This is a genomic window from Microlunatus elymi (assembly GCF_007362775.1).
Classification (GTDB): Bacteria; Actinomycetota; Actinomycetes; order Propionibacteriales; family Propionibacteriaceae; genus Microlunatus; species Microlunatus elymi.
The window spans coordinates 4,793,480-4,807,929 of the sequence record NZ_CP041692.1; the positions used below are offsets into that span (position 1 = coordinate 4,793,480).

General features: G+C 66.5%; 13 protein-coding genes. 4 read left to right on the forward strand and 9 right to left on the reverse strand.

Annotation, left to right across the window (positions count from 1 at the left end; all coding sequences use genetic code 11):
* The first annotated feature begins 108 nt into the window (after window positions 1-108).
* Entirely contained in the window at window positions 109-1,026 is a 918-nt protein-coding gene (locus FOE78_RS21910; RefSeq protein ID WP_143988144.1) for an ABC transporter substrate-binding protein, read from the forward strand.
* Here FOE78_RS21910 and FOE78_RS21915 read toward each other — a convergent pair whose 3' ends face one another.
* Entirely contained in the window at window positions 1,027-2,154 is a 1,128-nt protein-coding gene (locus tag FOE78_RS21915) for a GTPase family protein (protein ID WP_143988145.1), read from the reverse strand.
* A 326-nt stretch (window positions 2,155-2,480) separates the two neighbouring features.
* Between FOE78_RS21915 and FOE78_RS21920 the strand changes: the two genes are divergently transcribed.
* A complete protein-coding gene (locus tag FOE78_RS21920; RefSeq protein ID WP_143988146.1) occupies window positions 2,481-2,975 on the forward strand; it encodes a hypothetical protein in 495 nt (164 codons plus the stop codon).
* 113 nt (window positions 2,976-3,088) lie between these two features.
* Here the strand turns inward: FOE78_RS21920 and FOE78_RS21925 are convergent, their stop codons facing one another.
* The 5 genes from FOE78_RS21925 to FOE78_RS21945 all read right to left on the reverse strand — a co-directional run bounded on the left by FOE78_RS21925 (window position 3,089) and on the right by FOE78_RS21945 (window position 7,449).
* Window positions 3,089-4,057 carry a DNA polymerase domain-containing protein gene (locus tag FOE78_RS21925; RefSeq protein ID WP_228265949.1) on the reverse strand — a complete coding sequence of 323 codons (969 nt, stop codon included), beginning with the start codon at window positions 4,055-4,057 and terminating at the stop codon, window positions 3,089-3,091.
* 178 nt (window positions 4,058-4,235) lie between these two features.
* Window positions 4,236-4,763: a YbhB/YbcL family Raf kinase inhibitor-like protein gene (locus FOE78_RS21930; protein WP_143988147.1), complete on the reverse strand. Its 528-nt coding sequence runs from the start codon at window positions 4,761-4,763 to the stop codon at window positions 4,236-4,238.
* A 21-nt stretch (window positions 4,764-4,784) separates the two neighbouring features.
* Entirely contained in the window at window positions 4,785-5,570 is a 786-nt protein-coding gene (locus FOE78_RS21935) for an ABC transporter permease (RefSeq protein WP_210414710.1), read from the reverse strand.
* A gap of 11 nt (window positions 5,571-5,581) precedes the next feature.
* The gene (locus tag FOE78_RS21940; protein ID WP_143988149.1) at window positions 5,582-6,418 is read right to left on the reverse strand and encodes an ABC transporter permease; all 837 of its coding nucleotides are present in this window, start codon (window positions 6,416-6,418) and stop codon (window positions 5,582-5,584) included.
* Window positions 6,415-7,449: an ABC transporter ATP-binding protein gene (locus FOE78_RS21945; protein ID WP_143988150.1), complete on the reverse strand. Its 1,035-nt coding sequence runs from the start codon at window positions 7,447-7,449 to the stop codon at window positions 6,415-6,417. Before FOE78_RS21945 ends, FOE78_RS21940 begins: the two co-directional genes overlap by 4 nt.
* Before the next feature lie 143 nt (window positions 7,450-7,592).
* On the opposite strand from FOE78_RS21945, the gene typA reads away from it, so the two are divergent.
* Together typA and FOE78_RS21955 are read left to right on the forward strand one after the other, a co-directional pair.
* Window positions 7,593-9,452, forward strand: a complete 1,860-nt coding sequence (gene typA / locus FOE78_RS21950) for a translational GTPase TypA (protein WP_143988151.1) — start codon at window positions 7,593-7,595, stop codon at window positions 9,450-9,452.
* Between the two features lie 250 nt (window positions 9,453-9,702).
* Window positions 9,703-10,527, forward strand: coding sequence for a L,D-transpeptidase family protein (locus FOE78_RS21955; RefSeq protein ID WP_168207628.1), 825 nt, complete (start codon window positions 9,703-9,705; stop codon window positions 10,525-10,527).
* A 17-nt stretch (window positions 10,528-10,544) separates the two neighbouring features.
* On the opposite strand, the gene FOE78_RS21960 is transcribed toward FOE78_RS21955, so the two are convergent.
* Genes FOE78_RS21960 through FOE78_RS21970 form a run of 3 tightly spaced genes read right to left on the reverse strand, consistent with a single transcriptional unit; the run spans window position 10,545 to window position 14,340 of the window.
* Window positions 10,545-10,946 (reverse strand): helix-turn-helix domain-containing protein, encoded by a 402-nt coding sequence (locus tag FOE78_RS21960; RefSeq protein ID WP_143988153.1) that lies wholly within the window; start codon window positions 10,944-10,946, stop codon window positions 10,545-10,547.
* A 60-nt stretch (window positions 10,947-11,006) separates the two neighbouring features.
* Window positions 11,007-13,622 (reverse strand): glycoside hydrolase family 65 protein, encoded by a 2,616-nt coding sequence (locus FOE78_RS21965; protein WP_143988154.1) that lies wholly within the window; start codon window positions 13,620-13,622, stop codon window positions 11,007-11,009.
* Window positions 13,609-14,340 carry an HAD family hydrolase gene (locus FOE78_RS21970; protein ID WP_228265950.1) on the reverse strand — a complete coding sequence of 244 codons (732 nt, stop codon included), beginning with the start codon at window positions 14,338-14,340 and terminating at the stop codon, window positions 13,609-13,611. The genes FOE78_RS21965 and FOE78_RS21970 overlap by 14 nt, the downstream gene beginning before the upstream one ends.
* Window positions 14,341-14,450 lie beyond the last annotated feature (110 nt).

The following is a 14,450-nucleotide window of genomic DNA, read 5'->3' on the forward strand; positions in this document are numbered from 1 at the left end:
ACCACCGACATCGGCCCGCCGCTTCCGCAGTTCGCGGGCCACGGCGGTTAGTGTGACCGGGCCCAATAGTGTTCGCCGCGAACTGATCCCCGGGAGCTCGACGCCACGATGCCCGCGAAACCGCACCAGCAGCGACCCGGCGCCGTCACGACCGGCCGGCGCCGTCGAGTCCGCGGACTGGTGGCAGGATTGTCCGGCGTCGTGCTGACGGTGTTGACCGCGTGTTCGCACACCGACGGCGGACTGCAGGCGAGCCCTGCGCCGTCGGGTGCCGACTGTACGGTGGCCAAGCTGCCGTTGAAGAATCCGGGCCGGTTCACCGTGGCGACCGACGAACCGGCGTACGCACCCTGGTTCGCCGACGACAATCCCAACAACGGCAAGGGATACGAGTCCGCGGTGCTGTTCGCAGTGGCCGCGCGGCTGGGCTTCAAGGCCGAGGACGTCGACTGGCTGCAGGTCCCGTTCAACTCCGCGATCGCCCCCGGCGAGAAGAGCTTCGACGTCGACATCGATCAGGTCACCATCACCGCCCAGCGGCAGCAGAATGTCGATCTCTCCGCCCCGTACTACGACACCTCGCAGGCGGTGATCGCCCTGGAGGGCAGCAAACTGGCCGGCATCTCCACCCTGGCCGAGCTCCGTGGCGCCAAGCTCGGCGCACAAGCCGACAGCACGAGCCTGGCCGCCATCAACGATCAGGTGAAGCCGGAGGTCCCGGCGGCGGTGCTGGACACCAACGAGGACGGCGTGAAAGCCCTGCAGGACAAGCGAATCGACGGCCTGGTCGTCGATCTGCCGACCGCGGTGCAGATGATCTCCGGACAGGTCGACGGCGGTCTGATGGTCGGTCGACTGCCCGACCCGGACGGTCAGCCGGAGCAGTTCGGGATGGTGCTCGATCACGGCAGCAAACTCACCGGCTGCATCAATCAGTCGATCAACAAGCTGCGCGACGACGGCACCCTGGCCAAGCTGGAGGGCAAGTGGCTGGGAGATCTGCCGGATGTGCCGCAGCTGACCTGATCATTTCCGTCGGATCGGAGCCATCCGTTTGCCGAACTCCTGCAGGAAAGCGTCCCGTACGGCGTTGGTGTCGACCGCGCCGCTCTGGGTGAGCAGCTGGCCGCCGGCCATCCGCTGGCAGACCACCAGCCAGGCCTGGCCGAGGGCGAAGGTGAACGACGATGCCACCGCGGCCCCGATCACGCCACCGGCCACCGAGCCCGCGCCGGGCACCATCTTCAACAGTCCGGTGAACGCCGCCCGGCCGCCCTGGGTGGCGGCCGTGGTAGTGGCGACCGCCATCAGCGCGGCCCGTTCGATCCTGATCTTGTAGATGTGCGCGATCCGGGCCATCAGCCCGAGTTGGATCGGGACCAGCATGGCGGCGTCGGAGAACGGGATCGGCACCGCCGCAGCGGTGGCCGCACTACCGGCCGCCATCACGATGTCCCGTTGCGCCGCCCACGCCTTCCTCTTCTGGTCGATGGTCTGGGCGGCGGTGAGGGCGAGCTCAACGCCCTCCGGCGCCACGCGAAAGGAGGCATCGAGCACCTCGTGCAGGCCGTGCACCGACGTCTGGGTGAAGGGATCGGGCTTGGCGTTGGTCAGGAACGGCCGGCCGTCGACGATCGGCAGTCCCATCGACCGGATGTGTTCGGCCAGCGTGACCGCATCCGGGTGGTACTGGCCGTCGCGCATCGGCACCTGGGTGAGCACCATGATCACCGGCAACCCGAGCTTGTCCAGCCGCCGGACGAAGTCGGCCTCGGCCTCCTCGAACCGGCGGTCCATGCCTCGTACGCAGAACCAGGCGAGGTGGATCTGATCGCTCAACGGCTGCTTGCGCATCGCCTTGATCGCCTTGTCCAGTTCGGAAAGGATCTCCCGGTCGTCCTTGCCGACCTCCATCCCCTGGGTGTCGACGATGCCCAGGTGGCCGATCCGGTCGATGTAGATGCGGCTGTCCTTGGTGACCGGCGCCCCGATCCCGGTGGCCGCCACCTCCTCGCCGAAGATCGCGTTGATCAGGGTGGACTTGCCGACGCCGGTCTTGCCGAAGATGGCCAGGTTGAAGCGGCCGATCGCGTCGTGCTGCTTGTCGTACTGGGCACGGAACTCGCTTGAGAACCAGTCGGAACCGGAAGGCACTGCCGTCTCCTCGAAACTCGGGCCGGACACTTCCGGCCATCACGACCAGCGTACGGGGGGGTGGCCAGGACCTCCGCGGCGAGCAAATGGGCTGCCCAGCTGCTTCGGCGGCCGGGCCATGCGTCCTGCGGCGATGCCGCTGCTTGTCCGAGGCTCTGCAGACTTCGCCGAGCTAGCGCAGCAAAATCGCCGAATCGAACTGCACACGCTCGGACAACCCGCCTGTGGATAACCAAGCCCGGGCAGCCGAGTCGTGCACCAGGCTTGACCGGTGTCCGAACTATCTCGTTTCCGACGCGAGCTGCCGGCAGCTCGGGCAACTGGGCTTGAGCAACGGCGAGCTCACCGAATATGCACTGTCGCATCATCGGTTGCATGGCGCCGAACAAGCAGTGCGGGCTAGCGCTTGGGCCGAACCTGGGATCGAGAGCCCGTGGGAAACACGGCTCAGGATCTGTTATCGGCAACAGGCCGGACTGCCCGCACCGCTGATCAACCAGCCGATCTTCGACCTCGAAGGGCGCTTTCTTGGAGAGCCCGACCTCTTCGATCCGGAGGCTGCAGTGGCCACCGAATTTGATGGCGAGTATCACCGGGACCGTTTCCAACATCGCGCCGACAACCTTCGGGAGGAAGTCCTTGAGGAGGCGAACGTGACCGTGCAACGAATCGACTCGCTCGATCTCATCCGAGATCGGATGCCGCTGATCGAGCGACTGCAACGCGGGCATCGGCGCGGCACCAGGCGGGATCGACGGCTCGATTCTTGGACCCTGACCCGGCCCGAGTGGTGGCTGCGACGACGACAACCAGAATGGTGAGTTTCTCCGAGGTTCTGCAGACTTCACCGAGCTACCGCAGCCAAGATCGCCGAATCGAGCTGCACACGCTCGGACAAATCCGGAGTCCGTATCGAATCATGCGACTGGAATCGTCAGCCCCGAGCGCGGCGGCGTTTGCCTTCGTGCATCGCCGCCACCCGGGCGATCGGGATCCGGTGTCCCTCGGCGATCAGCTCGGCGGGCAGCCGTTGCGGCGGCGGCATGGTTCCGCGCCAGGGATCGGTGACCTCGTCGGCGTCGAGCAGCGCGGGCACCGTACCGATGGTGAAGTCGGCTGGGCGGACGTCGGCCAACTCAGCCCACGTCAACGGGTACGAGACCGGCAGACCGGGCCGGGCACGTGGGCTGAAGGCGGCGGCAACCGTCGCGCCACCGGCTCGGGTGGAGTCGACGAACACCTTGCCGCCGCGCTGGTCCTTGACGTACGCGACGGTCGCGTTGTCGGGGTCGTGGGTTGCCGTGCGCTGAGCGATCGCCCTGGTCGCCGCCGCGACGTCATCGACCCCATGGTCGAGATCGACCGGCACCAGGATGTGGATGCCCTTCGAACCGCTGGTCTTCAACGCTGCTTGGAGTTCCAGCGCCTCGAGCACCTCCCGGACCGCGCCGGCGACCTTGCTCACCGCGTCGAAATCGGCGCCCTCGGGCGGATCCAGATCGATGATCAACATCGACTGCCGGCCAGCGAGGTCCAGCAGTGCAGGGTGGAATTCGACCGCTCGTTGATTGGCCAGCCACAACAACGTGCGTCGGTCCTCGCAGACCGGATAGTGCACGGTCCGGCGCGACGCCTCGGACCACTGGTCGACCCGCGGAATCCACTCGGGGGCGTAGTCGGGCAGGTTCTTCTGCATGAACGGCGGCTGCCCAGGACGTACCCGAATCACCGACAGAGCCCGGTGTGCGAGCCCCGGCAACAGCAGTCCCGAGACCCGGTCCAGATAGTCGACGAACTCACGCTTGGTCTGCCCCGAGCCGTCCAGCATCGGCTGATCGAGATGGGTCAGCTCCACCCCGTCCCGTACCTCGTCCACCTTGCGGCCGGCCATCAGAACCGCCACCGGGAGCTCGGAGACTGGGATTGAACTCCCGTCGAGCGCAGCGAGACCGGCCTCGGAGCGAAGCGGAGAGACCGCGGCGACTCAGCCGGTGAACGTGACCACCGGCGGGGTGCAGGGGTCGCCCCCGCAAGGTGACCTACAGCACCCGACCAGCGGCAGCGGCAGCAAGCGGACGTATTCAAGACTGGTACGTGCCGACGAGGATTGCCCGGGCGGCCGTCTTGAACGCCAGGTTGAAGCTCATCACCGCCGGGGACGAGTTCCGATCGATTCCGAGGGTCTCCTCGGTGACCGCGTGCACGACGAAGTAGTACCGGTGCACCTGGTCGCTCTGCGGCGGAGCGGCGCCCATGAACGCGTGCTGGCCGCCGTCATTGCGGAGCATGAAGGCGTTGCCGGGCAGGTTCGAGTCCTCCTCCCCCGCGCCGGTGTCCAGCGAGGTGACGTCGCCCGGCAGGTCGACCAGGGCCCAGTGCCAGAAGCCGCTCGGCGTCGGCGCGTCCGGGTCGAAGCAGCTGACCACGAAGCTCTGGGTCTGCTCCGGGAAGCCGGACCAGGACAGTTGCGGCGACGTGTTGCCGATGCTGGCGACCTGGGCATCCTTCAGCGGCTGCCCGTCGGTGACGTCGGTGCTGGTGACGGAGAACGAGCCGACCTTCGGCAGCAGTTCGTACGGGTCCGGTGCGACGGGACGTTCGAGGCTCATGGTTCGGACTCTAGCCTCGATTCAGTTGCCGACGCCTTGATACCGATTCAGGCCCTTGCGCCAGACCAGGGACGCAACCAGGGATGAGCCGGCCGCGGCGATCACCGGGGTGACGGCCCACCAGCCGGGTGCATCGCCCACCCCGAGGACCAACCGGCTCGGAAAGTAGCTGATCAACCCGTACGGCAGCAGCACCGTCACCACGAACCGGATGCCGGCACCGTAGATGTCCAGCGGGAACTTGGCGAAGTCCCGCATCAGCGCGATCAAGGTCGGAAACGCGCTCTGCGCACTCGGTTCCCAGAACGCGATCATGTTGGTCAGCAGGCTGATCGCCGTGGTCAGGATCGCGCCGCACAGCACCGTCAGGACCAGCAGCGGGACCGACCACCAGGCCCACTGCACACCGGAGTGCGCCAGTCCGATGATCAACACCACCACTCCGAGCCCGGCGTTGCCGACGCCGTGGATGGACGCGAGTGCGGTGAACTGCTGGACCACCGGCGGAACCGGACGGACCAGGACCCGGTCGAAGGACCCGCTGTTGACGTCGGCACGGAGCTGCCAGGCACCATCGGTGAACATCTCTCGCAGTCCATCGGCGGCCATCACCAGGCCTTGCAGGACGAGGATCTGCCACAGCGTCCAGCCACCCAGCGAGCTGACGTGCCCGAAGAATGTCACTAGGAACACGATGCTGACCAGCTGCTGCAGAATCGCACCGACCGCGGCGATCCAGAAGTCCGCACGGTATTCCATCGCCGACCGCAGTTGGACCAACTGCAACCGGAAAAAGATCTTGATCACGCTGATCATGATCAGCCGCCCTGGATCTCGACGATGCGGAACGCGCGTCGCCAGGCCAGATTGGCCAGTACCCACAAGGCGACCAGCCAGAACAGCTGCAAGCCGAGCAGGCCGACGGCATCCCAGCCCGTGCTCTGCCCCAGATACAACTGCAGCGGCGTGGAGACGATGCCGCGCAGTGGCAGCACTCCGGCGATCACCTGCAGCCAGGCCGGCATCAGCGCCAGCGGGACGATCGTGCCCGACAGGATCTGCATGATCGCCTGCTGGGACCACATCAGGCCCATGCCGTTGAGAGTCCAGAAGGTCAGCAACGACACCAGAAAGACCACCAGGACCTTGGTCAGGAAGCCGATGATCAACGCCAGCACGAAGAGCAACGCCGCGGCCACCGATGCCGGTGCCTCGATGTGCAGGAAGATCAATCCGATCGCCAGCGTGAAGGCCAGGCTGACAGCGCCCTCCACCACCGTGTAGCCGACCGATCGCGCCAGTTGGGTGGTGCAGTAATTGAGTGGCCGTACCATTTCGAAGACCACGTCGCCGGTGCGGATGGTCGCCATCATCGCCGAACCCGTACGCCACCCGACGAGTGCATTGATCCCGTACGCGATCACCACGTAGGTACGCATCTGGTCCCAGGTCAGACCGCCGATCGAGGTCCGTCCTGCGTACGCGGATCGCCACAGGTAGTAGAGGATGATCACCCAGATGAAAGTCAGCCCGACGTTGAACAGCGTCGTGATCCGGTACGCGATCGCCTGCTGCAGCGTTGTCCGCGCCAGCGACAGGTACTTCGGGCCGGGTTCGGTCCGGCCCCGCCAGGTCGTCTCCTCGACCGCGGTCACCGTTCGGTGCCTTCGGCCGGCTGGAAGCTGAGGTTGCCTTCGTACAGTCGGCGAACGATGGACTCGGCCGACGTCTCCTCCAGAGCAAGATCAACAACCGGCAGCGCGAGTGCGAGTTCCTTGATCACCTCGCCGGAGCTGATCACTCGGCTGTCGAAGGTGACGACCAGGCCGGTCGCCGTGGCTTCGATCAGCGGCTCGACCCGAGCCAGCGCAGCGCGCGCCCGCTCGGCCGCGTCGGGCGTGCCGTCACCGAGCGTGGCCACCACCTTCTGCTCCCAGCCGAACCGTCGGGTGACCTCGTCGAACTGGCCGTCGTAGACGATGCGGCCCTTGTCGATCATGATCATCCGCGGGCACAACTCCTCGATGTCGCCGAGGTCGTGCGAGGTCAGCAGGACGGTCAGACCACGACGGGCCCGCATGCTGCCGACGAACTCCCGCAGCCGTGCTTTCACGGCGACGTCGAGGCCGATCGTCGGCTCGTCCAGGAACAGCACCCGTGGTGAGTGGATGAGCGAGGCGCCGAGATCACAGCGCATCCGCTGCCCGAGGGACAACTGCCGGGCGGGCACCCCGAGCAGCGGGGCAAGGTCGAGGACGTCCACCAACTCGTCCATGGTGGTCCGGAAGTCGGCGCCCGGCACCGCATAGATGTCACCGAGCAGCCGGAACGACTCGCTCACCGGGATGTCCCACCACAGCTGGGTCCGCTGACCGAACACCACGCTGATGTTGCGGGCGTTGGCCGGCCGGTCGCTGTGCGGCCGCACCCCGCAGACGTCGATCGTTCCCGCGGACGGCATCAGGATCCCGGTCAGCAGCTTGATGGTCGTCGACTTGCCGGCACCGTTCGGCCCGACGTAGGCGACCGACTCGCCCTCGTCGATGCTCAGGTCGATGCCGTCGACGGCCGTCACCGTCTCGTGGCGCGGTCGCAACAGATGGCGTACGGCTCCGGCCAGGCCAGGCGCCTTCTGCGGCCGCCGGAACCTCTTCACCAGACCCTGAGCAGCGATGATCGGGGACATGGTCCCAGACCCTAACTTGCACGCCCGGTCCGCCGCAGGTGGGATCCTGACCAGCGACGAATCGGCCTCGTCGTCTCCGATCGGTAGAATCACCGGGTTGCCCGCCGGGCCTCCCCAACAACGTCGAAGGAAGAAGCATCCGCATGCCCACTCGCTCTGACCTGCGCAACGTCGCAATCGTCGCGCACGTCGACCACGGCAAGACCACCCTGGTGGACGCGATGTTGTGGCAGTCCGGCGCCTTCCGTACCGGTCAGGACGTGGCCACCCGAGTGATGGACTCGATGGACCTGGAGCGGGAGAAGGGCATCACCATCCTGGCCAAGAACACCGCGGTCCGGCACACCATGCCGGACGGCCACGAGGTCACGATCAACATCATCGACACCCCCGGGCACGCCGACTTCGGCGGCGAGGTGGAGCGCGGGTTGGAGATGGTCGACGGGGTGCTGCTGCTGGTGGACGCCTCCGAAGGTCCACTGCCGCAGACCCGGTTCGTGCTGCGCAAGGCGTTGGCCAAGAAGCTGCCGATCATCGTGGTGATCAACAAGGTCGACCGGCCCGACGCCCGGATCGCCGAGGTGATCGAGGAGACCAGCGAGCTCTTCCTCGACCTGGCCGGCGATGATGATCTTGAGATCCTGGACTTCCCGGTGGTGTACGCGTCCGCAAAGGCCGGCCGGGCGTCGGTCAACCAGCCCGAGGACGGCGGGATGCCGGACGCGGAGGATCTGCAGCCGTTGTTCGAGGTGCTGCTGGACAAGATCCCGGCACCGACCTATGTCGAGGGCGCGCCGCTGCAGGCACACGTGACCAACCTGGACTCGTCCCCGTACCTCGGCCGGCTGGCGCTGTGCCGGATCGTCGCCGGCGAGCTGAAGCGCAACCAGGCCGTGGCCTGGTGCAAGCGCGACGGTTCGATCAGCACCGTCAAGCTGTCCGAGTTGTTGATCACCAAGAACCTGGATCGGGAACCGGCCGAATCGGCCGGACCCGGCGACATCGTTGCTATTGCAGGGATTCCGGAGATCACCATCGGCGAGACGCTGGCCGACCCGGAGGATCCGCGGCCGCTGCCGTTGATCATGGTCGACGAGCCGAGCATCTCAATGACGATCGGCATCAACACCTCGCCGCTGGCCGGCAAGTCGGGCAAGAACCTGACCGCCCGGCTGGTCAAGGCTCGTCTTGATCAGGAACTGATCGGCAACGTGTCGATCAAGGTGCTGCCGACCGAACGGCCGGACACCTGGGAGGTGCAGGGTCGCGGCGAGCTGCAGTTGGCGGTGCTGGTGGAGACCATGCGGCGGGAGAGCTTCGAGCTGACCGTGGGCAAACCGCAGGTGGTGACCAAGCTGATCGACGGCAAGCTGCACGAGCCGGTGGAGCGGCTGACCGTCGACGTGCCGGACGACTTCGTCGGCGTCGTCACCCAGCTGCTCGGGCTGCGCAAGGGCCGGCTGGAGCAGATGATCAACCACGGTTCGGGCTGGGTGCGGATGGAGTATCTGGTGCCGGCGCGCGGGCTGATCGGCTTCCGGACCGAGTTCCTCACCGAGACCCGCGGCACCGGTCTGATGCACCACGTCTTCGAGCGCGAGGAGCCGTGGGCGGGCGACTTCAGGACCCGGCCGACCGGGTCGCTGGTGGCCGACCGGTCCGGGCAGGTCACCGGGTACGCGTCGTTCAATCTGCAGGAACGCGGCACCCTGTTCGTAGGCCCGGGCACCGACGTCTACGAGGGCATGATCATCGGCGAGAACCCGCGGCCGGAGGACATGGACGTCAACATCACCAAGGAGAAGAAGCTGACCAACGTGCGCTCCTCCACCGGTGAGGAGCTGGAGCGGCTGGTGCCGCCGAAGTTGATGAGCATGGAGCAGGCGCTGGAGTTCTGCCGCGAGGACGAGTGCATCGAGGTCACCCCGAACGCGGTACGGATCCGCAAGGTGATCTTGAACGCCGGCGAACGCGCCCGGGCTCGTACCCGGGTCAAGCGCTGACCCGGCGGCTCCTCGTGTGCGAGGCTCGGTGTGGATTTTTGACCGTACCGTGACCCGTTTTGTCGGCCCCTTGTGTCGACACCGGACCCGGCGTAGGGCAAAGTTAGCGCTCGCCGGGCAAACGCCGGCATTGCGCGCATCTTCCCCCAATGGCGCTGGTTAGATGTCAGCAGCATGAGCAAGATTCACAGGGGGGACACCACCGATGACCCGGTTGTCATCCGATCCGTCACGCGACGAATCGACTGCCGTGGCGGCACCAGCCACCGACGACGGCACCCAGCACACTGACCTGCGGCCGACCCGCCGGCTGCCGTTCGCGGCCCGGATCGGCCTGAGCGGTCTGGTCGCGATCATGATGGCGCTCGGCCTGCTGGTTGCCGGCAACGCGGCCACCGCCGAGGCGAAGACCACCTACCTGACCACGAAGTTCCAGCATCCCAAGTACGGCCAGACCAACAGCGCGGTGAAGAATCTGCAGCTGCGGCTGGCCGATGTGGGCCTGTTGAAGAAGAAGTACGCCACCTCGTACTTCGGGTCGATCACCCGCGACGCGGTGAAGGACTTCCGGCATTCGGTCGGGATGAAGCGCGGCAAGGGCACCGTGACCAAGAAGGTGTGGAAGAAGCTGGTCAAGAAGAGCGGCAAGGTCAAGGCTGCCAGCAGCACCGGCGGTTCCTCGCATGCGTCCAAGGGCGTGATCGACAAGCGCTGCAAGACCAACGGTCGGGTCATGTGCATCGACAAGACGACCCGCAAGCTCTACTACATGAACAAGGGCAAGGTCATCAAGACCCTGGACGCCCGCTTCGGTTGCTCCAACTCGCCGACCCGCAACGGCACCTGGAAGGTCTTCCGCAAGGTCCGTCACGACTGGTCTCGCGCCTACGGTTCGGCGATGCCGCTGTCGATGTACTTCAGCGGTGGTGAGGCGGTGCACTACTCCTCCGACTTCGCGGCCCGCGGCTACGCCGGCTGCAGCCACGGCTGTGTGAACATCCGCGACAAGAAGACCCTGACCTACGTCTACAACCGGATCCACGTCGGCGACCGCGTGGTCGTCTACTGGAGCTGATCGCTCGACCGCAGCCTTCAGGAGGCTTGCTCCTGCGCGGCCTCGGCTGCCGAGGCCGCGTTCTCCCGGACGAAGGACGCGTACACGTCGATCAGCACCCGCTTCTGGCGCTCGCTGATCGCGGTGTCGGCGAGCACGGCGGTCTCCACCGGCAGCGACGGATGATCATCGGGGTCCAGGATCCCGGCCCGGACGTACAGCTGTTCGGCGGAGATCCGCAGCGCCCGGGACAACTGCTGCAACACCTCGGCCGAGGGTTTGCGCAGACCCCGCTCGATCTGACTGAGGTACGGGTTGGAGACACCGGCCTGCTCGGACAGTTGGCGTAGCGACAGCCGCGCCGCCCGGCGCTGCGCCGCGATGAACTCCCCGAGTGAGCCGAACTGCTCCCCCAAATTCGGTGCCTTGATCCGTGTCATGCGGCCAGCCTGCTTGCAATAGCAAGCAGATTCAAGGGTTCGGCTAGCAGCGTCGCCCGGTCAGTGCCGGACGGAGCGCGGGACCGAGGCGGTGATCAGGCTGCCGTCCTCGCGACGGCCGCGGGTGGTGAAGGCCTTCTCGGCGTCGATCCGCGGACCTTGTCCGTCCAGCGGGACGGTCTTGGTCTCGCCGTTGCGCAGACGTACCTCGGTGCCGCGGACCGAGAAGTGCGCCTCGGTGCCTTCCTCGACGGTGAACTCGTACTGATCGTGCGTCAGCACCGCACGCACCCGGGTCCCGCGGACGGTGAAGCGGAAGGTCAGCGACGGCCACTCGTCCGGCAGTCGCGGGTCGAAGCTGATGTTGCCGTTGTAATCCCGCATGCCGCCGAAGCCGGACACCAGCGCGGTCCAGACGCCGCCGGCGTTGGCCACGTGCACACCGTCGCTGGTGTTGCCGTGCAGATCGGCAAGATCAACAAAGAGCGCCTGGGTGAAGTAGTTCATCGCCAGTTTGTGATAGCCGACCTCGGCCGCGATGATCGCCTGCACCACCCCGGACAGCGTCGAGTCACCGGTGGTGATCGAGTCGTAGTACTCGAAGTCGGCCTTCTTCTCCTCCAGGGTGAAATGATCACCCTGCAGGAAGAGCGCCAGCACCACGTCGGCCTGCTTGAGCACCTGGAAGCGGTAGATCACCAACGGGTGGTAGTAGAGCAGCAACGGCCGCCGATCCGACGGCGTGTTGGCCAGGTCCCACACCTCGCGCTCGAGGAAGTGGGCGTCCTGCGGATGCACACCGAGCCCTTCGTCATAAGGGATGTGCATGGCCTCGGCGGCCGACGCCCAGTCCTCGACCTCCTCCGGCTCCAACTGCAGCCGTTCGACCATCCGGCGGTATTCGTCCGGTGCCCGCTCGGCCATCCGGTTCACCGTCTCCGCGGCCTTACGCAGGTTGTAGCGGGCCATCACGTTGGTGAACAGGTTGTCGTTGACCACCGTGGTGTACTCGTCCGGCCCGGTCACGCTGTGGATGTGGAAGGCGCCGTCGCCGTTCTCCCGCCAGAAGCCGAGATCGGTCCACAGCCGCGCGGTCTCCACCAGAATGTCAATACCTTGACGTCTCATGAAGTCGTCGTCACCGGTGGCCGCGACGTATTTGCACAGGGCAAAGGAAATGTCGGCGTCGATGTGATACTGCGCGGTGCCGGCCGCGTAGTAGGCCGACGCCTCGTGGCCGTTGATCGTCCGCCACGGGAACAGCGCACCGCGTTCGGCAAGATCACCCGCCCGGGTGCGGGCCGCGTCCAGCAGGTTGTAGCGGAAGCGCATCGCGCTGCGCGCCATCGACGGGGTGGTGTAGATCAGGAACGGCAGCACGTAGATCTCGGTGTCCCAGAAGTAGTGCCCGCCGTAGCCGCTGCCGGTCACCCCCTTCGCCGGTACGCCGGCCTGCTCGGCTCGGCCGGCCGCCTGCGCCAGCTGGAAGATGTTCCAGCGAACGGCCTGCTGCAGTTGAGGACTGCCCTCGATCCGTACGTCGGAACGGGCCCAGTAGCCGTCCAGCCAGGCCCGCTGATCGTCGTACTGCTGCTGCACACCCTGATCGCGCGTCCGGTCCAACGTACGGCGGCACCGATCGACCAGCTCGCGCACCGGCACCCCGCGGGAGGTGTGGTAGGCGACCAGCTTGGTGATCTTGATCGGCACGCCGGGCTCGGCCTGCACCCGGTAGACCATCTTGCCGGCGTCCTCGTCGGTGTCGATCAATCCCTCGTGCCGGTTGGCGGTCTCGATCAGATGATCAACTCCGACCGCCAGCGTCATCCGCGAATTCGCGCACCGGTAGCCCAAGATCATCCGACCGTCGCCGTGCCAGTGACTCTGCGGTTCCAGCACCCGCGACTCGAAGGCGTCGGCCTTGCGCGGATCCCAACCCTCGCCCATCGCGGCCGATCGGACGTGGTACTCGTCCTTGCCGTCCTGCCGGTTCAGCACCTGCGAGGACACCACCACCGGCGCCGGTTGATCGAGAACGGTGATCTCCATCTCCATCACCGCCAGATGCCTTTGGGTGAAGGAAACCATCCGGCTCGACTTCACCAGCACCCGCTTGCCGCCCGGGGTTCGCCAGAGAATTTCACGGGTCAGCCGCCCGTTCTGGAAGTCCAGCGTCCGGTCGTAATGATCAAGGTCGGCCACCGACAGCAGCATCGGTTCGTCATCCACGTACAACTTCATCGTCTTGGTGTCGGGCACGTTGACGATGGTCTGCCCGACTCGGGCGAAGCCGAACGCCTCCTCGGCATGCCGGATCGGCCAGGTCTCGTGGAAGCCGTTGATGAAGGTGCCATGGGTGTGGGTCTCGCGGCCCTCCTCCACGTTGCCGCGGAAACCCAGATAACCGTTGCCGACCGCGAACAGCGTCTCAGTGGTACCAAGATCATCGGCGCCGTACGAGGCTTCGGTCAGTCGCCATTCGTCCACCGGGAAGCGCAGCCGATCGAGATGATCACGGACCGGGGCGGGCTCGTCGCCCGCGGTCCCCGGCGTCGCACCGGTGCTCAACCGCTGCCGGCCCAGGCTCTCTTCCCAGCCGTCGCTGACACCATCGCGCTCGGCGACCAGCCGGGCGTCGGTGCTGTCGGTCGGCTCGATCAGGTCATGACGGTCCATCGGTTACCAACTCTCCAAGATCGGCCACCACGATGTCAGCCCCTGATTCGATCAACTTGTCTGCTCCGGCGCCGCGGTCGACCCCGACCACCAGCCCGAAACCGCCGGCGCGGCCGGCGGCCACCCCGGACAACGCGTCCTCCATCACCACGGCCCGATCGACCGGTACGCCCAGCTCCTCCGCGGCGGCCACGAAGGTGTCCGGTGCCGGCTTGCCGGGGAGTTCGCGCTCGGTGGCGACGTTGCCGTCCACGATCACCTCGAACCGATCCAGCAGCCCGGCCGCCCGCAACACCGGCCGGGCGTTGCGGGAGCTCGACACGACGGCCACCGCGACCTTCTGGTCGGTCAGCTGGTCCAGCAGCCGGACCGACCCGGCGAAGGCCCGAACGCCATCGGTCTCCAGCACCCCGGAGAATTCGCGATTCTTGCGATTCCCCAACCCACACACCGTTTCCGCCTCCGGTTGATCGTCCGGACTGCCTTCCGGCAATTCGATCCCCCGCGAGGCCAGGAAGCTGCGTACGCCGTCGTAGCGCGGCTTCCCGTCCACATAGTCGTAGTAATCCTGCTCCGTGTACGGCCTGGTGTCACCGCGGCGCGCGAGGAAGTCGCTGAACATCCGCTCCCAGGCCCGCATGTGTACCTCAGCGGTCGGCGTCAGCACGCCGTCGAGATCGAACAGAACGGCCGCGTACGTGCCCAGAGTGGTTGTCACAGCCGTCAAGCGTAGGGCCCAGCCGATTGAAATCTCGACCGCCCGCACCGCGAGCGACGGCCTCCCCGGCGCAATCTGCCGGCCAGACGGCTGGGATGTGGGCCTTTTCG

Bases quoted from the DNA above. Each gene is read 5' to 3' on its own strand.
- FOE78_RS21910 (WP_143988144.1), top strand. From the start codon at position 109: ATGCCCGCGAAACCGCACCAGCAGCGACCCGGCGCCGTCACGACCGGC.
- typA (WP_143988151.1), top strand. From the start codon at position 7,593: ATGCCCACTCGCTCTGACCTGCGCAACGTCGCAATCGTCGCGCACGTC.
- FOE78_RS21945 (WP_143988150.1), bottom strand. From the start codon at position 7,449: ATGTCCCCGATCATCGCTGCTCAGGGTCTGGTGAAGAGGTTCCGGCGG.
- FOE78_RS21965 (WP_143988154.1), bottom strand. From the start codon at position 13,622: ATGGACCGTCATGACCTGATCGAGCCGACCGACAGCACCGACGCCCGG.
- FOE78_RS21960 (WP_143988153.1), bottom strand. From the start codon at position 10,946: ATGACACGGATCAAGGCACCGAATTTGGGGGAGCAGTTCGGCTCACTC.
- FOE78_RS21930 (WP_143988147.1), bottom strand. From the start codon at position 4,763: ATGAGCCTCGAACGTCCCGTCGCACCGGACCCGTACGAACTGCTGCCG.